The organism is Niallia sp. FSL R7-0648 (assembly GCF_038007005.1).
Lineage (GTDB): Bacteria > Bacillota > Bacilli > Bacillales > Cytobacillaceae > Niallia > Niallia circulans.
The window spans coordinates 1,575,464-1,597,488 of sequence record NZ_JBBOWE010000001.1 but is presented as its reverse complement, the minus strand read 5'-3'; the positions used below and the strand labels follow the sequence as shown (position 1 = coordinate 1,597,488).

Genomic DNA, 22,025 nt, shown 5'->3' with positions numbered 1-22,025 from the left:
CGCTTCGCCACGTACTAGGCTTTCCCTAGCTCGGACTACTACGGGAACTCCGTTACCCTATCAGATATTCAGATACAAATTATCTTAGATTATGGTTAATCTTTCTGACTTAAGTAATCACTATTTAATCCATATAAGAACGAGCACGATGTAATGTCGGATATAATCATCCTCTGTCATTGAAGCAGTTTAGCTTTTATCTCATTTATATCTTCTCACTTCGCTATTCAGTCGTAACGTGATGGTTCGATAACTTATAACTTTCCAAACATGCTCCATTCCCCGATACTTGGTTTCCCTCACGGACAAGTTTAGTATAAGAAATCATTGGCTTTAATGTGCTGAAAGCTGTCTCCTTAATAGAAAAAAGCACTCCTTATTTGTTGGAAGGAATGCATACCACTTCATATATATGTTCTGTTTTTTAGGTCAGGCCAATTGCTCCTTTCCCCTGTCTCTCTCGATTTAGTAGTTCTTCTCCTTGATGGCAAGGAACAAAGACGATGTTACCATTCATCAGAACCGTCTATCAACTAGGTGTCACTACCATCCTTTTTAGGGGAAAACTTTATTATATCTTAAAGAAAAAGCTACATCATAATTAGAAGCAAATAAATGCTCCTACAATAATCAATAGGATAAACAATACAACAATTAAAACAAAGTCATTTCTTGGACAGGCTGGTGCGCAATAACCGTAAGCTGGTGCTGTATAAGCTGGTGCTGTATAGGTAGGAAAAGATGGCGCACTTGGAAAAAATTCAGGTGATACATTCGGCTGAGGAGCAGCATTCGCACCAAAAGTTGGAGGTGCATTTACGTTAGCATACATTTTCATTCATCCTTTCTTCTAGTAAGGCTATCCCTACATCATACTCTCAAAAATGAAAATGGAGCCCGTCTATTGAAAAATGGGTATGTACCCAGCAGCCACCAGGCAGAATAAAAACAAATTACCCTTTGTACATATATCCAAGCTGCACTAGATAGTTCTGATACCTTAAAGTTGATATAGAACTGCGGTTATGATGTACAACAGGTAGTTGTCGTTTGAACGTCGTGCTTCTTGTCTGCTGCCGTGTCAATCTTGATAAATGGGTAAATGATGGTCTCGTTACCAAGCTTGACAGAAATGCGGATCGATTACTAGCTGGTATTCTTATCTCATTAAGATTTTGAATAATTTCCTGATCAGTTCTTATGGAAAAGCCATGTCCGAAAAACCTCCCATCATCCAGAAGTATGGCATTTAGCCCTCTAAACCATGGGGCTGCTAAGTCAAAATCGGGATTTTCAAAGTAGATAATGTCACCAGGCAAAAAACTATTGGAATTAAACGTAACAAGGCCGAGGTCTGTGTCAACATGCCAGCTGTATAGATAAAGATTGCGAAAATGAGTATCGAATGCACGTTTCCCGATCGTCTGTAGTGTAGCATGATAAATGATAATAACAGCAGCAGTTGCACATTCAAATGCATAAAGCGAACTGTTCGAATAAATATCCATAATGGCATCAGAAGGCTGCACATCCGGGCTCAGCGAGAACCCCCCGGCCGAGGTTAGTTGCCAGTAAGCAGGGTTGCACCGAGATTGCTCGAAAACAGTAAACTGTGCCTCTGTTTCATTCATTGCTCTTGCACTATTAATGATATTTTTGCGCATTGTCAATTCGAACTGCAATTCCTCTAATGAAGGATAAGAATACATGTTATGATCATCTTGCATGTACTGCAAAATACTTCTTTCGATTTGATCCAATGGCCAATTTTCTGGAAGCTGAAAAGTTGTTCCTGCTATTTGTAACATTTGCTCCTCCATTCAACACTCTTTTTCTTGCTGGGTATAATTTAAGATATTCTCCTTCCCGCTCAAAAATGTACTTAATTCTCATTGGCTATTAAGAAGCAAATAGTCTGTCACCGATATTTCTCGCCCAATCTTTTTTGCTATTGGCATTGTAAAAGTATAAATAGCATGTATACTTAAACAAAACAAAGAGCAATGCTTGGAAGCATCACCCTAAAAAATCATTTAAAAACATGTAAACGAAACAATTCTTCTTGTATCAATACCAAAAATCATCCAAAACCTGCCGTTCCATCTAAAACCAGCTACAGATCTTGGTCCTATGAAAACAGGAAAAAACCAAAAGCTATCTCCATTACTTAGCCATATATAAGTATTTCGAAACATGCACAAGCTAATGGCACCTGGATCAATCGCAAATGGTGAAGCCGCTGCTTGCTGCGGAATAAACGGTGGAGGAGGTGCTGTTGGAGCTTGTGAAGGTTGTAATCCAGGTATACCTGATGGTCCTCCGAATCCAGGTATACCTCCAGGGCCTCCAACTCCAGGACCTGGGATACCTGGAGTTCCTATAGGTCCTGGCGCTGATGGGAATAGAAAATTCAGTCTCTGTGATTGTTGATAGGCATTCACAGCAGGATATACTTCTTGATTATACATACAAACATAACCACCTTATTTTTTATCAATGTCTAAAGTATTGTATGTTTTCTTTATTTTTAGGTAGCTTATCCGTTGTATAAATGCATGCCTATTTTCTTCCATAACTAGTTTGGCAGCTTAAAATATGGGGTATATTTAAATCTTCCCCTCTAAAAAAAGCCAAAAATATGCAAATAACATGCATATTTTCAGCTTATTTATAAATGTTCATCCTCTATAAACACTTTCACAAGTTCCGGCCTTTGGTTCATAAAAACAATGTTGTTTAAATTGACCAGTAAAAGGCTGATCATACCATGTGGATGGACAAGGACCATATGGATTAAAGTACCACAAAGCAAATTTTGCGGGATGATCTCTCCAGTATTTCACATTTTGAAGCGCTAACCGTCTTTCCGATTCTCTTGCTCTTTGATAAAAGACATTTCCTTTTTGAACAGCTTCAAAAGAGTAATTTCCCCCTTGAACATGAAAAATAACTTGTTCAACGGTACGTAAATCTTTAAAATCTAAACAATCTCCAACAACACGGTTTACAATTACATTTCCGACATAGAGCATTCCTTGGTTTCCTTCACCTTCCGCTTCCGCTCTCATCATTCTTGCCATTAAATCAATATCAGCATCCCTGTATGCTATTCTTGCCATTTTTTCACCTCCAAAATATTTTATGAGAAAAAAATATCTTATAGACCTTAAGCAGGAAATATTGATTCCCCCTTTTAACTGGCACAGGATGCTGTAAGTCATAGTTATAATTTACATTTTTCTATTTCTTTTTCTTGCCTATCATATATTGTCACTTTATCGTTGATTTTTTAACATTTTATTTATTATCTTTTTTCGAAGATATCGAAGTTTATTTTCATCATAAGTGAATAAGGCTTTCGGAATTATGTATAGGTGGATGACGCTATATTGTTTCCCAACATCTATTCACTATATAAATCACTCAATATTAAAATTTTCCTTTTTATTTCAGCCTTTAGTTCTACGGGTTCAACGACTTTTGCATGGTTCCCCATTTGTATGAAATAGTCAGATAAAAAGTCTATTTCTGTTTCACTTATTGAACCATTCATGACTCCATACCCTTTACTGTCAATTGTAAGTTTATAATAAAGCGAAACATTCGATTTATATTTTTCTACTCCTATCGGTGTTAATTCCACCTTAAGGTCATACTTTTTCTTTGTTTGTAACATTGTAATCATCTCATGTAAGCTGGTTTCTTTTAGATTTAAATTATCCCTTCTGTCACTTAATTCAACTTCCGAAATACGATCACACCGAAAAAGTCTAAAATCTTTCCTAAGATAACAATACGAAGGACAATACCATCTTCCATATTGAGAAAATAACCCAACTGGTTGAATCTCTCTTTTAACACCCAAGTAAGAAATCCAGAGCGACTCATTTTCGATTGCTGCCATAAATAGCTCTTTTAATAAAGGACTTTCTTTACTCTGATTATCTATTTTAAAATCAATCTTATTTTTGATTAAATCTATTTCCTCTTTCATCTTTCCGTTTAAATTCAGATAAAACTTTCTTATGATTGACTGATATTCTGATTCAAAAGGTAGGCTGATAAAATGTTTTAAAGACAAAAGAGCAAAAAAAATAGAGAGAGTTTCCTCTTTTGTAAAAGAGACAGCAAGTAAATTTCTCTCTTCTAAAACTCGATATCCTCCGTTAGCCCCTACCTCTGAAATTAATGGTACCCCTAAAATACTTAATTCTTCTAAATCCCTTAGAATCGTTCTTCTTGAAACATTAAATTCCTTTGCTAAATCGTCTACCTTAAACTTTTTGACTCGATTAATATACAATCTTAATTCATTTAACCTAATTGCCTTGCTCAAAATTTTTCACCTCTTTTGCTAATTGTGTCATCATTTGTCACTATTACATTATATACTGAAGAAAGTATCATAATTGAATTTTTAGGAGGAATTAAGCATGAACCAAACCGAAAAAAAAGAGATTTTAATTGTTATTTTGAACGAATTTGCTGATTGGGAAATATCTTATGTAGCATCTTTCTTAAATAATACAGATAAGTATATCTCTAAGATTGTTAGTGTAAGTGAGGGTGTTATAACATCAATCGGCGGATTAAACGTTCTTCCAGATTACACCTTAGAAAGTGCACCCGAAGATTTTTACGGTTTAATACTAATTGGAGGAAACTCTTGGCGTAAACCAGTAAGCAATAAAGTCATTCCCATAATAGAAAAGGCACTTACAATGGATATTCCAGTAGGGGCAATATGTGATGCGACAGTTTTTATGGGAGTCAATGGTTGGTTAAATGAAGTAAAGCATACAAGCAATGAACTTCATGATTTGAAAACTTATGCACAAGACAACTACACCAATGAGAAGAATTATCTATTAGAACAAGCAGTTACTGACAGAAAAATTGTGACAGCAAATGGAACAGCTTCATTAGAATTTGCAAGAGAAATTCTTGAATTATTAGAAGCATATCCTAAGGATTATATTAATCAACTTTATCAATTTCATAAATTAGGTTATTACGAGGCAAAAAAGATTAGTTTGTAAATATCAACTATTCACAATGATTATAATTATCAAGATGGAAAATTATGGACATTGCGTTTTGGCAACCTTTACTTTCCAACTTCTTTGTATAAGAAAATCATGGAAATCTGATGCTCCTTTAAATTTTCATCTTCCTTTTCCCCCGCTGCGTTAACTTAATAGCTTCAACGCAAGCTGTTTTATCCTTCTTAGACCAATGTACTCGTTTGTTCAAGAAGAAAAAGATAAACCTTTCAGATCGAATTGGCTATACAGCCAATCTATTGCATCCTTAATATCCTCAGCGATATATTCAATTTCTATGTCTTTTATTTTTTCGTAGTGTTCGTTTAATGCTGAATGACCTGCACCTGTTTTTACCAGTATCTTGATACTATTCGTTTTAGAAGCAGCTAACATATCACTCCATCTATCACCTATAACCACACAATTTTTTAAGTTTAATTTGTATTTTTCAGCACCATTGATAAGCATACCTGTATTGGGTTTTCTGCAATTGCACCCTTCGCTCTGACTATGTGGACAAATAAATATATCATCAAAGCCAAATTTAGTAAGTTCCTCCATAAATTCTTGTGAAGTTGCTTTTCCCTCTGATATTCCTGGTTGATTTGTAAAGGAGAGTACTTTTATTCCATCTTCCTTCAATTTACTTATTTGTTGCTGAGAATCAGAAAACAAGGTAAATGTACCAGGATAGTGTACAGTGTCATCTCCACCAATTGTTCCATCTCTATCTAAAAATACTGCCTCTATTTTACGATTATGATTCATGTAAAACAATCTCCTTACCCCCGATATTAAGTAAATAATTATTTTAAACTACTTCCCTTAAAGTTTGGGTAGATACATAAGTTCATTTTCCAATGTAGAAATCTTCAAGAATGTCTGTTAGACAATACTTTTATACTACTCCTGGTTTTTTATTATCACTATAGCAAAACGTACGTTTCGCAGCAATCAAATATTTGTTATTTTACCAAACATTCGATTAAAAATCCCTTTAGAAATATCAAAAACTTCCCTTTTCTTTAAAAGCACCTGTTTATGTAAGTGTTATCCTTCGCAACTATGAAAAAGCATTAATCCTTTTGGATTAACACCCGAATTTTTAGTAGAAAATAATCCCTTACATTAAAATTATTTAAATGAAAAATAAATGCATAACTTGGTATGCTAATTTATCAACATCAGCTAAGTTATGTATGCAATGAAATGTTAAAGTAATCACAAATATATTCTAATTAAGTATCCATACATAATACAGACACCTCCTATCCTTGGTTTGATGGAGGCGCCCGAATTTTTCAAACTTATTCTTCTATAGTACTTTGGCTTATTATTAATTATTCCTCACCCAAGATAGCTAAAGGGCTGAAGGATTCAAAGTGAATGTAACTTCTGGGTACTCCAATTTTGTCTAAGATTGAGACGATAGCTTGCATGAAAGGAACAGATCCGCATAAATAAACTTCTGTATCTTTATTCTTTATAACTGAATTAAGTAAATCCTGATTCACATAGCCTTTTAGATAAAAGTCAAGCCCTTGTTTGTCTTCTGTAGTTGGCGAATCATAACAAACTAGCGTTTTTAAGTTGGTATGACGTTTTTCTAACTGCTTTATATGCTCTTTAAAAGGATGATACTTACCGTTTTTGGTAGCATATATTAATGTAACTTCACGATTAGGTTGTTCTAAAACAACTGAGTTTAACATACTCAAAATAGGAGTAATTCCAATTCCCCCACTAACTAAAACTAATGAAGTATCTTTGGTATCTAAAACAAAATCACCCGCAGGGGCGGAAAATAGTAAAATATCTCCTTCCTTTATTTCATTATGTAAATAGTTCGAAACAATTCCCTCAGGAGTGCTTCGATCATCATCCTCTCTTTTAACGCTGATTCGGTAATAATCCTTACCAGGTGCTTCCGATATGCTGTAATGCCGAATGTGTGTGTATTTCTCACCAGGTATTGTAGCTTTAAGTGTTAAATATTGACCTGGTTTGTAAATCGCCATTTCCTTGCCATCTTTAGGCTTTAAATAAAAAGAGGTTACATCTTCACTTTCCTTTATTTTTTTTTCAATATAAAAATCTTTATATCCTTCCCACCCGCCAGCTTGTTTTTTTGTTTCTTCATATAATTTTTCTTCCAAACTTATAAAAGCATCGGAAATGTAGCCATATGCCTTTTCCCAAGCATTAATAATTTCATCTGTAGCAGCGTCACCCAGTACATCCTTAACTGCTTGCAATAATGTTTCTCCCACTACCGGATACTGTTCTGCTTTAATTCCGATAGCACGGTGCTTTTGAGATATTCTCTCGATAACAGGTTTAATAGCATCCAAATTTGTAATATACTCTCCAGCAGCATAAACAGTGTAACCTAATGCCTCTTGTTGAATTCCTCTTTTTTGATTTGTCTGGTTGAAGATATTATACAAGTCAGGTGCTTTTTCAAAGAGTAGTTTATAGAATCTTAAACCAATTTCCTTGCTGTGCTCCTTTAGTATGGGAGCAGTTGATTGAACAATTAATATCGTTTTTTCTTCTAACATGCTATACACCTCTTTAGATAAGTTCATTATTCTTGCAGCAGCTAAATAGTTTAGCTAAAAATCAAACTATCTCTTCCTTTTATAATAGAATAGGCAGACGTCTAAATAAAAAAGAGCTTCACGCTAGTTTCTCCCAAAAGTCGGTCTTTTACCCTAGCCTTTTGGTGACAGTACCCAATCTGCTGAGATCAAATTGCTCTATTTTCCATGTGCTTCTTTACTAGAAATATTCTTCTTAGATATATACAAATTATTAGTATTATCTACTCCCGCATAGAAAATCTCTGAACAACTCTTAATTTTTTGCTTCCTAAATTCAGCTGTCAACCATTCCTTATCTAAACCAGCAGTTGTTAAGTTTTCCTCCAATAATTCTCCATCAATGATAATATCTTTTTTGATAATTGAACTTGTTGTTTGAATGTGTATATCAAAAGGCGTAAGTGGTCGCTTATTTGAATTGAGCAATACAGATAAACTACCGTCAGTTTCCAGTATGGCAAATTCTACATCGGCAATATGAAAAACATCTTTCGACCTTAATTTCATCATTAATTCATTTATCGTTAACTTCATTTGCTTCATATTCTCATACACAATTATCCCGTTTTTAACCAATGTAACTGATTCAGAATTGATTAATTTCCTTAACTTCCAACTTTTCAAGCCTAAATAACTAGATAATACTGTTAAGATAGCAAACATTATAAAAGCAGTGGTGGCTGATAGTGTAGGAAAATCTTCATTAATAAAATCATTTGCAATTAATGACCCCATTGAAACTGCCATAACAAAATCAACAAAATTCATCTGTGATATAAATCTGGTACCGATTTTTCGACTGAGAAATAATGCTAAAATATATATTACAATACTCTTCAGTATAGTAATAAAAAAAATATCTCCCATTTATGCATTACCATCCTTAAATTTATTATTCTTTAAGTAGTTTGTAGAGAAATTAATAAGCTATTCACTTTTCTTAATAAATCTAGTTCTCTATGTATGAATGTTTTTTATTCAACTTAAATTAAGCTAAGTCCACTTTTTTAGAATTCACTCCCTAGGTGCAAAAAACAAAATTTTATTCTTTTACGCTTGATTTTTTAAAAATTATCTATTATATTTTAGTTAGTAATTGATTAATCACTAACTAAAAGGTGGGAGTTTTTTGAAAGAAAAGCAAAATATGAGTAATCGCCGAGATGAAATTTTATCTGCTGCCATTGAAGTGTTTGCGCAAGAAGGATATTACCGGGCAACAACAATGAAGGTTGCAAATAAAGCAGAGATTTCTCAGCCCTATATATTCCGTTTTTTTTCTTCAAAAGAACTATTACTAGAAGAAGCCTTAAAATTATCGTGGTCTAGAATTCAAGCTGCTTTTTCACAAGTTATCCAATCTGCTTCTGTAGAAAATCTAGAAATAGAACTTATTCAGGCTTATGAAGAAATTATGAGGAATTATGAAAATGAAATCTTGCTGCAAATGCAGGCTCAAACAATAAGAGAAACTAATATCGTTACGCTTATGCAAGAGGAGTTTTTAAAGATACAATCCATCGTATATACAGCCTTTCAAACAGCTGGTGTCTCTAACCCCTCTGAAAAAACTTTATTATTTTTAGCCCGTGGAATGCTGTGTAACATATCCCTAGCTTTAAATTTGCCAAAATTAATGGAAATAGACGACTAACTATCGTCTATTTTATTAAAAAATAGTTATTGATCAATCACTAAATAAAATAGAAAGGCTGAACTTATTATGAAAAATGTTATTGTATTAGGTGCAACCGGCGGTACTGGAGCTGCCATTACAGAGGAATTACTAAATAGAGGAATTAAAACGATAGCTTTTGGTAGATCTATGGAAAAACTTCATAGCTTAAAAGAAAAATTGGGTAATAGCCATTTATTGACATTGGAATCAGGAAATGCCTTTGACTATAACAGTATTTATGATGCTGCTAAAGATGCTGATGTAATTTTTCAATGTGCAGCTGTTCCATATGTGGAAATGCATCATTCTCAAATTCCTTTAGGAAAGGCTGTCATGACTGCTGCAGATAAACTTAGCAAAAAAATCGTATTTATTGATGGAATATATCCCTATGGAAAAGCCAGAACCCCATTAGTCGATGAGGAACATCCTAAAAACCCCCATACAAAGAAGGGAAAAGTTAAACTTGAATTAGAAAAACTAATTTTCAGTAATGAGTGGATAAAGGCCGAAACAATGATTATAAGACTTCCAGATTATTATGGCCCTACAGCAAATTTCAACTCCTATTTAGGGATGACGTTAGTAAATATAGCGAAAGGAAAAATATCTTCTTATATTGGTTCTCTTTCTATTCCAAGAGAGTATGTATATCTACCAGATGCGGCAAAAATGATAATAGAACTTGCTATGAATAATGATGCATACGGACAAAACTGGAATATCCCAGGAAACACTATAACCGGCAAGAGACTTATCCAGATAGCACAATCTACAGCAGGAAAATCTGCTCCGGTAATCCCCTTAACAAGATACATGTTAAAGCTGATTGGAATATTCAGCCCTGTCATGAAAGAGCTGGTTGAAATGTCTTATTTAACAAAAACTCCTGTTTACTTAGATGGCAGCAAGTATAAAAAGACAATTGGTTCCTTAATCCAAACTTCATTTGAAGTAGGTATAGCCGAAACAATTCGCTCCATTCAAAAAGACACTCAGTCAGCCAAATAATATATTCAGATATTGAGCGAATTTAGGATATAATTATTCTAGCTTCTAAATAAATTCCAATAATTAAACAGAAATACTAAAGAAAGATTCTTATATTCATTCTCATTTTTTAAGGCTACAGTTTCATGAAGGTTTATTTCTAATACCAACAGCGTGAATACACGTATCTTACTACTAAATCAATGCTAAACCCTCGTGTAGTTCACGCTGTTGCCCTGATACCAATAGGAATTATCTTGTCTTCAAGCTGCTTTATTTTTTGGAACTAATTAATTTTATGAACGATTATTCATCTTCACAATTTGGCTATTTCTTACTGCAATATAAGCCCCAGCTTTATCCTTTATTTCAATAAGCTTTAGCTTCCTCTTCCAGTGCCTTTATTTGTAGTAATCATGGAACTCATTAAGATGTGCTAATACAATCTTTCCAGTAATAATAGGCCGATCAGCCGTAACGTAGAAAGTAGCAGTAAATCAATAACGAATACAAAAATCCATCAGCCTCCATTAAAATCTAAATTAATTGGCTCTAGTGGTAAAGTATCTCGTATCAGCATATTAGTCGATGGCACAGAAAGATTTACTTCTTCAAATTTAAAACCATCAGCCCATACTTTGCCTGTTCCTGTTAGCAGGACTCCGAAGTGGATCGATTTACTTTCTTTCGGAACATCTAAAACTATCGTATAAAAGTTCCAATCTGTTGTACCTTCTATCGGCCGATCGTCCATATTATCAAATTGGATTACATCGCCTAAAGCATTGTCTACTCGACACCAGACTCCACACTTTCTAACTTCTTCTGTCTTTATAAAGCAAGACATTTTAATACGTTTTCCTTTCCAATTATCTGCAGAAAAACTTTGCATCATTGTTCCAAATTGTCCTTCTCCTATATCTGCTTTTGAAGTCAGCAAGCCTGATTTCGTACCTGTATGAAATACTTGTTCATCTGTTCTCATTTCATATAATGCTGGGTTTGAACCGCTTAAATTCCATCCTTTAATTATTGTATGATCACTCATCACTTTTTCCTCCATTCCTTGAAGTATTCGCATTACTCTGCGGTATTTTCCTGGCGGCATAGTATATAGCTCTTTAAAAGAACGTGTGAAAGCTTCTTGTGACTGAAAATGTAATTTAAACGCAATGTCAATTAGCGATTCATCTGAAGATAATAATTGCATTGCTGCTGTTGCCAGTCTTCGTTTTCGAATATATTCACTTATCGTCAATCCAGTTTCCTCTTTAAAGATTCGTGATAAGTGAAATTTTGAATAACCGATTTTTGATGCATAATCCTCTAAATGCCAATCTTCTAACAAATAGTCTTCTAGAAAACAAATTACATCTTGAGCTACTTTGCGATACACTTTACTCACCTCACTTATAATATTAGAGGATAACCGATTATATTTTTTGATATTATTTGCTAGCTTTATTATGTTTTTAATCGGTAGAGATTTTCTCTTGTGGATAGGTTGGTTTACAATTAGAACAATCGTTCCTATTATACCGATTTAAAGGCGAATATGAAAAAGGGAACAAGTAACTGTAAGGTTCTTGGGAATAATATTCCAACCAAATAAAAAAACGAACAATTATACGAAGTATTTTCGTATAACTGTTCGGGGTAATTTATTTTAAGAAAGAAAACTGGTGGTAATCCCTGCAGATTGGATACACTTCGCTTTTATAGGTTTTAAAGTTTTAAGACACGGTCTTTCTTCACCTGCAGGCTCTAAAACAGCTTCCAAGGAATCCATGTGTATTCTGCCTGCTCCATTTTTCCTACTAACAATGTTTAAGGGTTGAAAAAATATGGAACTAATGAAACGAATTGGTTTCACTACTAAATTAGCGCTTGTTCTCTTTACCCATTATCTATTTTATTTCCACCCTCTTCTATTGAAATCCACTATTATTATCTCTTTATGGAACATAAATCTTTTAATTGTATGTATTGAACCATTTTCGCAATTGATTAATATGTGCTTGATGATATCTGTTATGGTCCGCCAGATGCCAAATCCCCCATTGAATGGTTGCATCGTTTCCATCTTCATATTCCACTGTTTGAAGTAAATCTTTATCCGTTAGCTGGCGGCATACAGATTTAAGCAAAGATAAAACATAATCATATTCGTTTAGAAGTACTTCTAATGAAATATCTGTAACTTGCGGTAATTGATTATTTTTATCTAACATTGGTCCATATCTATCTTCAAGTTCTATGGGAATTACCTTTCCTCTTATTCGATAGACCCAATTTAAGTCAACATACATTAAATGTCTCAGCAATTGAGCCGTACTATTGTCATTTTGACTTGGACCTTTATATTCTAGCTCCTCTTGATCCATACCAGCCACAATTGATTTGAGTCTTTGATAATTATTTTCTACCATGGAATATAGCATACCCACGATAGGATCCATTTGCGAATCTCCCTTTAAATCTAATATCAACCTCATTCTCCTCTTTATATACCAATATAATCCATAATTGTATTTCCTGTTAAATTTTTCCTATGGAACTGACATACTCCGTTGTACACCATAAGAAACTATCTTCCAAACACTCTAAGGAAAGCATCATTAGTTCAAATAATATCTAAGTTTTTTAAAACCCTTTGTTTTAAATAATTATACTGTTTCTCATTTGTATCCATATATGCTTCTTCTCTGTTTGAAGGACTATCTAAGTATACGATAGCTTCTCTAAATTGAGATGCTGTAAAATCGTATCGTTTTCCATTCAAAACATTATAAAAATGCCATCCATCAGGAAGTTTAGTTTTTTTAATTTCTCCACCTAATATATCATTTACCACTAATGTGGTTACACCACAATGTCCCTTTGCTGGATTGTCCTCACTCCATTTTGAACTTGATTCTAAAGACCAAGATTTATGCAGAGCTTCTTCTATCTGTTTTATTTTTAATGAGTTATTCTCCATATAATTCAGTTCCCCCTTTTACAAGAGCGTATTTTTCCTTATTGGCATTATTCCATTAATCAATCCATCTATTGTTTTCAAAGCAATCTTGCCTGTTACTTTCAAAAGAATTTTGCAAAAAGAAAATGATGGGAAACCTCCTTAGATTAATGAATAACAAATTCGCAGATTTTAACAATATTGAAATAGAATGTCTATTCATGTTGATCATTCTTATACTTTAACCATTCATCAATTTCCGATTTCATAAATCTTTTTTGATTATCGATTTTTAAGTAGGGAATAAATTGATATGTATCATAACTACTTAATTTAGCCCTTTCCAAATCATCTTCCTTTATGATTTTTCCTATCGCTTCCTCACTTATCTGAAGATATTCGGAAAGTTGAGAGATTGTCATTAAAACAGGGATAGCTTGCTTATTAGTGGTTTTATTCTCTAAATTTTTAAAATTATCACTTAAAATAAATGCAGCTAATACTATTGCTATTCCCAATATTAATACACCAACTATATAGGTTTTCTGTTTCAAGCTTCAACCCTCCATAACGTAATTTTCCTTATTAAATAATGTATATCAACCATTTCTCTCTACTCCATACTCTACTAGAGAAGGCTCATTATAAATCTTTTAATCCACTAAAATCCTATCTCCTTTACTTGTCGGTTGAGAAGTCACCAAAAACTCTACTTCATTATTTGATTTATTAAACATCTGGTGTGGCACTAAAGGTGGAACCTCTAATCCCTCGTGCGGTTTTAACGTTATTTCTTTGCCGTCAACTTCAATCGTTGCTACTCCTGATAAAACATAGAAAAACTGGCGCGCGTGTTGATGATAATGTCTTACTTCTGATGTATGAGCAGGCATACGTTCATGAATTATACTCAAATCTTGATTCTTCACTAAATGCCATCCATCACAATTATCTCCCCATAGGTAATGTTCCGCATTGCTTTTATTTTTTTTCACTCTTTTTCTCTCCCCCCTTATATTATTAATAACATAACTCCATCCATCCTTCTTCCTCTTTAACTGCGAGTTAATTATTCTCGTCATTCATAACCATTTGGATGAAATGTTGGGCAGGCATTGAAAGTTCATCTTCTCTTCTCCTGCAGATGGAGATAGGGTTTTTTAACTCAATCCCTTCTACATTCACTTTTGCTAAATCTCCACGAGCAATATATTCTTTAACTTCTAGAGACGAGGCAAAAGTAACCCCATAACCTTCCATGACAACCCTAATCGCTTCATTTAATCCATTAATTTGTAAGCCGACGGTTGGTTGATTAATGCTGTTTATTGTACATAGCGAAACCAACTTTTGACGTGCAGAACTGCCCTTTTCTCTAAATACAAATGGCTCGCACATAATTTGATCTAATGTAACCTTTTTTAAAGCAAACTTATGGTGTTTGTGCACTACAAACCACATTTCATCTTCAAATAATTCTCTTCTGGTTAGAAATGGATGGAATTCTCTTTTCCCACCGATGAAAGCTATTTCTGCCTGATAATTAATTAATTGATCCATCGCTTTAAGCGAATTAGTAGTAGTTAATTCTACTTCAACCTCAGGATATCTTCGCTTATATTTTGCAAGCCATTTAGGCAGCAGGAAATTTGCTGGAAGATAGGTTGCAACAATGCGCAGCTTTCCGATCGACCCATTTTTATATTGTTCAAGATATACTTCCATTTCTCCTTCAAGAGAAAACACTCTTTTAGCGTGTTTGGCAAGTTCAATCCCTGCTTCCGTTAATAAAATCCCCCTCCCTTTTGGAGCTAATAAAGTCATCCCTATCTCTTGTTCTAACTTTTTTATTTGTGCTGTTACAGCAGGTTGACTTATATTCAGCTCCTCTGCAGCACGAGTAACATTTCCTTTTTCAGCAACAATGTGAAATAGCTTCAAAGCGTGAAGATTCATATTACACCTCTAGATTCATAGATAAAAGTTATCAATGACAAATAAATATATATTAGATTTATTTATTATTTTCTTTTATTCTAAAATTACAAAAACTAATTCGCAATAAAAATTTTCTTTTAAAGAGGTGAATGGGATCTACAAGATACCCAAATAATGATGAAATTTGTATGTATTGACTGTAAGAAAGAATCTACTTCAAACGAGTTTGTATATCATTGTTCATGCGGCGGTCTGCTTGATATTGTGCATGACTTTCAACATTATGATGCTGACTTATTAAAGCATTTATTTAAAGAACGTCTTTCTGAGCGGATGACACCTTATGCAAGTGGTGTATGGAGATACAAAGAGTTAATCTTTCCTGAGTTGCCTGATAACTTTATTGTCACAAAATATGAAGGGAATACAGGATTATATGCGTCAGAATTACTACAAACTTATACAGGGCTTAAACAAGTTTATATCAAGGCACAAAGTGAGAACCCTAGTGGTTCATTTAAAGATAACGGCATGACTGTTGCTGTTTCTCATGGCAACTCCTTAGGATATAAGAAGTTCACTTGTACGTCAACCGGGAATACTTCTTCTTCTTTAGCGATGTACGCATCCATTGCTAGCGCAGATTCTTATGTGTTCGTTCCAGATAAAGATATCTCTTTAAATAAGGTTCTGCAGACAGTTTCTTATGGTGCAAAAGTGTTTAGTTTTCCGGGGACTTATGATGACGGCATTCATTTTTTAGAAAAATATAGCAGCGAGCTTGAATTATATGTTTGTAATTCTATCAATCCATTTAGAATAGAAGGACAAAAAAGTATTATTTATGAAATCGCACAGTATTTAAACTGGGAACTACCTGAATGGATAATCGTTCCTGGTGGTGCTTTAAGCAATGCAACAGCATTAGGAAAAGGATTATCTGATTTATATACGCTGGGATTAATAAAGAAAATGCCGCGAGTGGCAGTTGTACAAGCAGAAGGTGCTAGCCCATTTCATAAAATGGTGTCTCAACAACAAAAGGAACTTATTCCTGAGCCTGTTCCTTACACTCGTGCTTCTGCGTTGAATATCGGTAATCCACCAAGCTGGAAAAAAGCGCTGCAAACTCTATTGCAAACACAGGGAGTTACTATATCTGTAACGGATGAGGAAATACTTGATGCTAAAGCTATGATTGATAAAAGTGGGATTGGCTGTGAGCCTGCTTCAGCGGCAACACTTGCCGGACTGCGCAATTTAGTTTCTAAGCAGGTAATTGATAAAGAAGAATCCGCATTATGTATTCTGACTGGAAATATTCTCAAGGACACGGATGTTTTAAAATACTACCATCATGAAGAAAATACCAATGCCACCTATAAAAATACCATCCATCATACCAATCTATCACGAAACAGCATAACTAATAGCATGAACGGTGAAAAATGAAAGTCAAAAGAACTTGACGGCTGATTGAAATTCATTTTATTAATCTACTTTAACAAAAACGTTCCTACCTCTACAGGAACGTTTTTATTACTACATTTGTATATCTTATTTAATTTTTTTAAATAACGCTCGATAAATAGTTGACTCAAGCAAGTATTTTGACTAGAATAAGAAAATAATGACATTATACTATTAAATGAGGTGTTAAAAATGATAGATGTGCAGAGTAAGTTTGGGTTTGAATTCAGAAAATTCAATAGATTTTACACAGATGTTTTAGGGTTCCTAAATGAACATATCTATAATAGCCCTTTTTCATTAACAGAAACTCGTATTCTCTTTGAAATTTATAATACAGAAAATTGTACAGCCAAAAATATTCAAGAAAGATTAGATTTAGATGGCGGTTATGTAAGTAGAATTATCAAAAAATTCGAAAAAGAGAAAATGGTTTATAAGCAAAAATGTAAAGATGATGGCCGTAATCATCTTTTATATGTTACCAGTCATGGGGAATTGATTTACAAAGAGTTGGAGAAAAAAGCTAATCAGCAAGTAGAATACATACGTGAAGCTTTGAGCCCTGAACAGCAGCAAGAGCTGATAGCCTCCATGTGTACAATCCAAGAAATTCTTTCTGCCTCATTTAACGAAAAAAACGAGGAAGCCGTTTCTATTAGAAGTTATTATACTTTAGAAGATATTAACAACATGATTAAACAACAATGGTTATTTTATAATCAAGTCCATAAATGGGATTATAGTTTTTTAGCCTATCTTGAGGAGACATTTCATGCTGATATCGAAAGAATCTGGATTGCAGAAATAAATCGTGAATTTGCAGGCTGTATTGGCTTAGTAAATGATGGCAATAAAGTAGGACAGTTAAGATGGTTTTTAGTAAATCCATCCTTTCACAAAAAAGGAATCGGCACCCAACTTATTAACGCTCTTATCCAATACTGTAAAGATCATGATTATGAACGAATTTTTCTTTGGACCGTTAGTGATATGGTGACAGCTAGACCACTATATAAAAAATTCGGATTTGAAATAATGGAAATACAAGAGAAAAAGTCTTTGTGGGGAGCCAATTTAATAGAAGAACGCTGGGATTTAGATCTTAAAAAAAGCTAATCACTATTATTTGAGGGGTAAATATGCAAAGAACATTTCATTACGCATGGATTATTGTTTTTGTTACATTTTTGACTTTTTTAGCCGTTCAAGGTGTTCGCCTTTCATTTGGAGCTTTTGTTGAGCCATGGGAAACAGATTTTTCCATGGATAGAGGAACCATTTCTCTTATCTCCACTTTGAGTTTTGTCATCTATGGGCTGTCTCAACCACTTATTGGGAGACTAGTAGATAAATGGGGGGCTCGTCTCATTTTATCCTTTAGTACTTTCCTAGTAGGAATAAGTATTTTTCTTACAGCTTTCGTAACACATCCCTGGCAGTTATTCTTTCTCTATGGAATTATGGTTTCTCTCGGTGTGGGAGGAGCATCCAATGTAGCTGCCACAGTAGTTATAACCAATTGGTTTAACGAAAAACGTGGACTTGCGTTTGGAATTATGGAGGCTGGCTTTGGTGCAGGACAAATGCTTCTCGTCCCTGGATCTCTTTTGCTGATCCATTTACTAAATTGGAAAATGACCGTAGTTATCTTAGGCGTCTTTTTAGTGCTTTTTGTCTTTCCTATCGTTCTTTTATTTTTGCGAAATCATCCTAGAGAAAAAGGGGTAGTTCCTATTGGCGGCGAAATTGCCGAAGACGATACAGTTCCAAAAAAGACTCTAGACACAAACGCTTCCATAGGTAATGTCTTTCTAAAAAGACAATTTTGGTTTTTAATTTTACCTTTTGCAATCTGTGGTTTTACTACCACAGGATTAATGGATACACATCTTATACCATTTTCGCATGATCATGGTTTTTCAACAAGTGTTACTAGCGCTGCCGTAAGTATACTTGCTGGGTTTAATATTATTGGTATCTTACTATCTGGTATAATAGCTGACCGCTGGAGCAGCCGCAAAATGCTATTTCTATTATATGGAATGAGGGCAATATCTATTGGGATTCTCTTGTCTAGTCACAATCCTGCATTATTACTTATATTTGCAGTAATCTTTGGATTGGTCGACTTTGCTACTGTTGCTCCAACTCAATTGCTGGCAACGCAGTATTTTGAGGAATATTCCATTGGATTCATTTTAGGGTGGCTATTTCTTAGTCATCAAATAGGATCGGCATTGGGCGCCTATTTACCAGGCTTCTTTTATAACGAAACAGGTAGTTATACTATTTCTTTTTATTTTTCCATAATAATCTTAGTAGGAGCAGCCATCTTAAACATATTCCTTCCTGAACCTCATAAGATTACACAAAAAGAAAAATAGCCGTTCAAAAATAGCTACAAGATTAAAGGTAAGCCTAATAAACTGGCTTACCTTTCTATTAATTTACCCTGTTATGTTGACTAAATTTATTCGAAATTAATCAAGATATTACTTTATCCAATTTTCCTAATAATCTTTTATACTTTGATAAAGTTTCTTGATCTTCTATCTTAATACCTGATTGGAAAAATGTAACGTCGCCAGTTCCCTCTTTATTTATTAGATTCTTTTCTTCAAGAATTCTTTTTAAATTCTTTGCTGTTCCCATACTTCCAGAAATTATATTCGTATTATCAGGGAAAATTGCTCTTATGCTGTTTTCAAAATATGGGAAATGGGTACATCCAAGCACAATTGTTCCATATTGCGTGATATCGAACGAAGCCAATTGTTCTTTTAAATAAGGAATTACTTTCTCTTTCCTGAATTCAAAGTTCTCAGCAAATAGGACAAGACCAGGAAGAGCTAAACTGTCAACAATATCATGTTGGTCCAAACTTCTGACAAGATTATGAAATTTTTCTTCTTGAAGAGTTAAATTAGTTGCCAATACTAATACCTTTTTTTGTTTTCCTTCACAACTTTGAATTGCTGGTTTTACGGCAGGTTCAATTCCCAAAATAGGAAAATCATATTTATGGCGAAGATCGTCTACGGCGATACTCGTTGCCGTATTACAGGCAATCACTAATGCTTTAATGCCTTGATCAGCTAAGAAGTCTGCTGCACTAAAAATATAATCTCTTACTTCTTCTTTCGATTTTTCACCATACGGAACATGTAAGGTATCTGCATAAAATAAGTAATCCTCATTTGGAAGCAACCGCACTGCTTGGTGAAGAACACTCATTCCACCAATCCCAGAATCAAAAAATCCTATTCTCACTACTTTTCAACCTTCTTCTTATGTATTTATATCACTTATTAAGAATACCATTTTTTCTAAACATTTTTAAGTTCTAACTTTTGTTTAGGTAAACTGTCCTTTATAGTTAGAAGAGTTTGCGGAACTATAATGTAACAAAAAACGTCTACTACCTTTATGGATTATATTTTTTAAATCGAAATTATGAAAGCTATCTAATGAATTAGGAGTCCCTCAAGTGTATAATATTATGAATTTTCCTATCAGAGCAGCAATGCTAAACAGGCATTGCTACCCAATGTCCGGCTGAAACCTCTTTAAGGAGTGTATTCTCCACCTCATATTTAACTTGTCGATTATCTATTGGATCCATTTTTTTCTTATTTTTTTCTATCTTAGGATCAGGGATTGGGATGGCGGAAAGTAATGCCTTCGTATAATCGTGTAAAGGATTGGAATAAAGCTCTTCGCTTTCGGCAATTTCTACTATTTTCCCTGCATACATGACAGCAACTCTGTCACAAATATGTTTCACCATAGCTAAGTCATGAGCAATAAACAAATACGTAAGACCCAGTTTTTGTTGCAATTCTTCTAGGAGCTTTACAATCTGTGCTTGAATGGACACATCCAACGCAGATAACGGTTCGTCACAAACGATGAAAGATGGCTCTACTGCCAGTGCTCTTGCAATGCCGATTCTTTGCCTTTGCCCGCCTGAAAATTCATGTGGATAACGGTAAGCGTGACTAGCTTCCAACCCTACCATTTCTAATAACGCTTCTACCCTTTTTAAACGGTGATGGGGATCTTTATATAGCTGATGAATATCTAGCGCCTGGCCAATAATATCAAGAACTTTGAACCTTGGATTAAGACTTGCATAAGGATCTTGAAAAATAATTTGCATATGACGTCGAAGCATTTTCAACTCTTTCTTATTTAGTCGATTAACAGGAATTCCCTGAAATAGGGTTTCGCCACTAGTTGGCTCATGCAAGCGTAAAATCGATCTTCCTGTCGTTGATTTACCAGATCCTGATTCTCCCACAAGCCCTAATGTTTCACCAGCATGGATATGAAAACTAATGTCATCTACTGCTTTTAATATTTTCCCCTTGCCAAGATCAAAATGCTTGTTTAATGAATTAACCTCAAGGATTGGGTGAAGACGCGCTTCTGAAGTTATACTGACTTTTCGTTTCACCTTCTTCTCATCAAGTCTTGGTAAAGCATTTAGCAGCTTTTTTGTATAGGCATGCTTGGGCTGCTCAAATATGTCCTCTGTTGTGCCAGTCTCTACTATTTCTCCTTCTTTCATCACTACAACACGATCACACATTCCTGCCACTACTCCGAGATCGTGTGTAATTAGAATGATAGAAGTGCCGAATCGCTGCTGCATCTCCTTCATCAAAGCAAGAATCTGAGCCTGAATGGTAACATCTAATGCCGTAGTTGGCTCATCTGCAATTAGAAGAGTTGGCCGGCAAGCCAATGCCATTGCGATTACTACTCTCTGCCTCATCCCGCCTGAAAATTCATGTGGATACTGATTAAATCTTTCTTCGGGATTCCTTATACCAACAAGCCGCAGTAATTCCATTGCCTGATTTTTCGCTTGTGATTTTGACAGACGTTGATGCTTAGAAATCCCTTCTGCAATTTGCTTCCCAACTTTAATCGTAGGATTTAAAGAAGTCATTGGATCTTGAAATATCATTCCAATATCCTTCCCGCGAATCCCTTCCATTTCTTTTTCCGTTTTTTCTGCTAGATTTTCTCCCAAAAATGTTATATCGCCACTTTTCAAGTGAGATGGCGGGGATGGTAGTAGTCGCATAATAGAACGAGCTGTTACGCTCTTTCCACTACCGGACTCCCCAACTATACCTAATGTCTCTCCCTTTTTAATATCAAAACTAACTCCCTTTACCGCTTCAAGCTCTTGTTCATTTGAAGTAAATGAGACTCTCAGATTATCAACCTTTAATACTACTTCCATAATCTCCCCCACTATCTTTTTTCTTATTTCTCGTTTTCTTTCAAACTATGTATTGATTTTTCTGATATCTACAAATAAAATATAC

General features: G+C 34.5%; 22 protein-coding genes. 6 read left to right on the top strand and 16 right to left on the bottom strand.

The features are described from left to right. Nucleotides 1-601: 601 nt before the first annotated feature. From NSQ89_RS07490 to NSQ89_RS07470, 5 genes are all read right to left on the bottom strand, one after another. Nucleotides 602-832: a YjcZ family sporulation protein gene (locus tag NSQ89_RS07490; RefSeq protein ID WP_047940111.1), complete on the bottom strand. Its 231-nt coding sequence runs from the start codon at nt 830-832 to the stop codon at nt 602-604. Nucleotides 833-953: 121 nt separating this feature from the next. Further along, the gene (locus tag NSQ89_RS07485) at nt 954-1,808 is read right to left on the bottom strand and encodes a protein-glutamine gamma-glutamyltransferase (protein ID WP_095319961.1); all 855 of its coding nucleotides are present in this window, start codon (nt 1,806-1,808) and stop codon (nt 954-956) included. Nucleotides 1,809-2,033: 225 nt separating this feature from the next. Next, nucleotides 2,034-2,468 (bottom strand): collagen-like protein, encoded by a 435-nt coding sequence (locus NSQ89_RS07480; RefSeq protein WP_341132417.1) that lies wholly within the window; start codon nt 2,466-2,468, stop codon nt 2,034-2,036. A gap of 210 nt (nt 2,469-2,678) precedes the next feature. Beyond that, on the bottom strand, nt 2,679-3,119 hold the full coding sequence (locus NSQ89_RS07475; RefSeq protein WP_047940108.1) for a cell wall hydrolase: 441 nt from the start codon (nt 3,117-3,119) through the stop codon (nt 2,679-2,681). A gap of 284 nt (nt 3,120-3,403) precedes the next feature. Then, on the bottom strand, nt 3,404-4,336 hold the full coding sequence (locus tag NSQ89_RS07470) for a helix-turn-helix transcriptional regulator (protein ID WP_061796597.1): 933 nt from the start codon (nt 4,334-4,336) through the stop codon (nt 3,404-3,406). 97 nt (nt 4,337-4,433) lie between these two features. Between NSQ89_RS07470 and NSQ89_RS07465 the strand changes: the two genes are divergently transcribed. Further along, nucleotides 4,434-5,039, top strand: a complete 606-nt coding sequence (locus NSQ89_RS07465) for a DJ-1/PfpI family protein (RefSeq protein WP_061796598.1) — start codon at nt 4,434-4,436, stop codon at nt 5,037-5,039. Nucleotides 5,040-5,249: 210 nt separating this feature from the next. Here the strand turns inward: NSQ89_RS07465 and NSQ89_RS07460 are convergent, their stop codons facing one another. From NSQ89_RS07460 to NSQ89_RS07450, 3 genes are all read right to left on the bottom strand, one after another. Further along, nucleotides 5,250-5,813 carry an HAD-IIIA family hydrolase gene (locus tag NSQ89_RS07460; protein WP_047940105.1) on the bottom strand — a complete coding sequence of 188 codons (564 nt, stop codon included), beginning with the start codon at nt 5,811-5,813 and terminating at the stop codon, nt 5,250-5,252. Between the two features lie 572 nt (nt 5,814-6,385). Further along, on the bottom strand, nt 6,386-7,606 hold the full coding sequence (hmpA, locus tag NSQ89_RS07455; RefSeq protein WP_341132416.1) for an NO-inducible flavohemoprotein: 1,221 nt from the start codon (nt 7,604-7,606) through the stop codon (nt 6,386-6,388). A gap of 198 nt (nt 7,607-7,804) precedes the next feature. Next, complete coding sequence (locus NSQ89_RS07450; RefSeq protein WP_235844430.1) at nt 7,805-8,395, bottom strand: DUF421 domain-containing protein; 591 nt, start codon at nt 8,393-8,395, stop codon at nt 7,805-7,807. A gap of 400 nt (nt 8,396-8,795) precedes the next feature. On the opposite strand from NSQ89_RS07450, the gene NSQ89_RS07445 reads away from it, so the two are divergent. Then, on the top strand, nt 8,796-9,302 hold the full coding sequence (locus NSQ89_RS07445) for a TetR/AcrR family transcriptional regulator (protein WP_061796851.1): 507 nt from the start codon (nt 8,796-8,798) through the stop codon (nt 9,300-9,302). A gap of 69 nt (nt 9,303-9,371) precedes the next feature. Beyond that, complete coding sequence (locus tag NSQ89_RS07440) at nt 9,372-10,337, top strand: NAD-dependent epimerase/dehydratase family protein (protein WP_341132415.1); 966 nt, start codon at nt 9,372-9,374, stop codon at nt 10,335-10,337. Nucleotides 10,338-10,836: 499 nt separating this feature from the next. On the opposite strand, the gene NSQ89_RS07435 is transcribed toward NSQ89_RS07440, so the two are convergent. From NSQ89_RS07435 to NSQ89_RS07410, 6 genes are all read right to left on the bottom strand, one after another. Then, nucleotides 10,837-11,712, bottom strand: a complete 876-nt coding sequence (locus NSQ89_RS07435; RefSeq protein WP_341132414.1) for a helix-turn-helix transcriptional regulator — start codon at nt 11,710-11,712, stop codon at nt 10,837-10,839. Nucleotides 11,713-12,289: 577 nt separating this feature from the next. Further along, nucleotides 12,290-12,775, bottom strand: coding sequence for a DinB family protein (locus NSQ89_RS07430; protein WP_144579736.1), 486 nt, complete (start codon nt 12,773-12,775; stop codon nt 12,290-12,292). A 164-nt stretch (nt 12,776-12,939) separates the two neighbouring features. After that, nucleotides 12,940-13,296: a YunG family protein gene (locus NSQ89_RS07425; protein ID WP_061796612.1), complete on the bottom strand. Its 357-nt coding sequence runs from the start codon at nt 13,294-13,296 to the stop codon at nt 12,940-12,942. 194 nt (nt 13,297-13,490) lie between these two features. Then, the gene (locus NSQ89_RS07420; protein ID WP_341132413.1) at nt 13,491-13,829 is read right to left on the bottom strand and encodes a helix-turn-helix domain-containing protein; all 339 of its coding nucleotides are present in this window, start codon (nt 13,827-13,829) and stop codon (nt 13,491-13,493) included. A 99-nt stretch (nt 13,830-13,928) separates the two neighbouring features. Further along, entirely contained in the window at nt 13,929-14,270 is a 342-nt protein-coding gene (locus tag NSQ89_RS07415) for a cupin domain-containing protein (RefSeq protein WP_047940097.1), read from the bottom strand. 70 nt (nt 14,271-14,340) lie between these two features. Further along, entirely contained in the window at nt 14,341-15,231 is an 891-nt protein-coding gene (locus tag NSQ89_RS07410) for a LysR family transcriptional regulator (RefSeq protein WP_341132412.1), read from the bottom strand. 159 nt (nt 15,232-15,390) lie between these two features. On the opposite strand from NSQ89_RS07410, the gene thrC reads away from it, so the two are divergent. The 3 genes from thrC (at nt 15,391) to NSQ89_RS07395 (ending at nt 19,070) form a co-directional block, all read left to right on the top strand. Further along, nucleotides 15,391-16,665, top strand: a complete 1,275-nt coding sequence (gene thrC, locus NSQ89_RS07405; RefSeq protein ID WP_095321332.1) for a threonine synthase — start codon at nt 15,391-15,393, stop codon at nt 16,663-16,665. Nucleotides 16,666-16,875: 210 nt separating this feature from the next. Continuing rightward, a complete protein-coding gene (locus tag NSQ89_RS07400) occupies nt 16,876-17,802 on the top strand; it encodes a bifunctional helix-turn-helix transcriptional regulator/GNAT family N-acetyltransferase (RefSeq protein WP_341132411.1) in 927 nt (308 codons plus the stop codon). Nucleotides 17,803-17,825: 23 nt separating this feature from the next. Beyond that, on the top strand, nt 17,826-19,070 hold the full coding sequence (locus NSQ89_RS07395) for an MFS transporter (RefSeq protein ID WP_095321321.1): 1,245 nt from the start codon (nt 17,826-17,828) through the stop codon (nt 19,068-19,070). Nucleotides 19,071-19,170: 100 nt separating this feature from the next. Here the strand turns inward: NSQ89_RS07395 and murI are convergent, their stop codons facing one another. Next, complete coding sequence (gene murI, locus NSQ89_RS07390) at nt 19,171-19,956, bottom strand: glutamate racemase (RefSeq protein ID WP_095257525.1); 786 nt, start codon at nt 19,954-19,956, stop codon at nt 19,171-19,173. A gap of 256 nt (nt 19,957-20,212) precedes the next feature. After that, nucleotides 20,213-21,940: a dipeptide ABC transporter ATP-binding protein gene (locus NSQ89_RS07385; protein WP_144579741.1), complete on the bottom strand. Its 1,728-nt coding sequence runs from the start codon at nt 21,938-21,940 to the stop codon at nt 20,213-20,215. Nucleotides 21,941-22,025 lie beyond the last annotated feature (85 nt).

Bases quoted from the DNA above. Each gene is read 5' to 3' on its own strand.
- NSQ89_RS07490 (WP_047940111.1), bottom strand. From the start codon at position 832: ATGTATGCTAACGTAAATGCACCTCCAACTTTTGGTGCGAATGCTGCT.
- NSQ89_RS07485 (WP_095319961.1), bottom strand. From the start codon at position 1,808: ATGTTACAAATAGCAGGAACAACTTTTCAGCTTCCAGAAAATTGGCCA.
- NSQ89_RS07480 (WP_341132417.1), bottom strand. From the start codon at position 2,468: ATGTATAATCAAGAAGTATATCCTGCTGTGAATGCCTATCAACAATCA.
- NSQ89_RS07475 (WP_047940108.1), bottom strand. From the start codon at position 3,119: ATGGCAAGAATAGCATACAGGGATGCTGATATTGATTTAATGGCAAGA.
- NSQ89_RS07465 (WP_061796598.1), top strand. From the start codon at position 4,434: ATGAACCAAACCGAAAAAAAAGAGATTTTAATTGTTATTTTGAACGAA.
- NSQ89_RS07460 (WP_047940105.1), bottom strand. From the start codon at position 5,813: ATGAATCATAATCGTAAAATAGAGGCAGTATTTTTAGATAGAGATGGA.
- hmpA (WP_341132416.1), bottom strand. From the start codon at position 7,606: ATGTTAGAAGAAAAAACGATATTAATTGTTCAATCAACTGCTCCCATA.
- NSQ89_RS07450 (WP_235844430.1), bottom strand. From the start codon at position 8,395: ATGGCAGTTTCAATGGGGTCATTAATTGCAAATGATTTTATTAATGAA.
- NSQ89_RS07445 (WP_061796851.1), top strand. From the start codon at position 8,796: ATGAGTAATCGCCGAGATGAAATTTTATCTGCTGCCATTGAAGTGTTT.
- NSQ89_RS07440 (WP_341132415.1), top strand. From the start codon at position 9,372: ATGAAAAATGTTATTGTATTAGGTGCAACCGGCGGTACTGGAGCTGCC.
- NSQ89_RS07430 (WP_144579736.1), bottom strand. From the start codon at position 12,775: ATGGATCCTATCGTGGGTATGCTATATTCCATGGTAGAAAATAATTAT.
- NSQ89_RS07425 (WP_061796612.1), bottom strand. From the start codon at position 13,296: ATGGAGAATAACTCATTAAAAATAAAACAGATAGAAGAAGCTCTGCAT.
- NSQ89_RS07410 (WP_341132412.1), bottom strand. From the start codon at position 15,231: ATGAATCTTCACGCTTTGAAGCTATTTCACATTGTTGCTGAAAAAGGA.
- thrC (WP_095321332.1), top strand. From the start codon at position 15,391: ATGAAATTTGTATGTATTGACTGTAAGAAAGAATCTACTTCAAACGAG.
- NSQ89_RS07400 (WP_341132411.1), top strand. From the start codon at position 16,876: ATGATAGATGTGCAGAGTAAGTTTGGGTTTGAATTCAGAAAATTCAAT.
- NSQ89_RS07395 (WP_095321321.1), top strand. From the start codon at position 17,826: ATGCAAAGAACATTTCATTACGCATGGATTATTGTTTTTGTTACATTT.
- NSQ89_RS07385 (WP_144579741.1), bottom strand. From the start codon at position 21,940: ATGGAAGTAGTATTAAAGGTTGATAATCTGAGAGTCTCATTTACTTCA.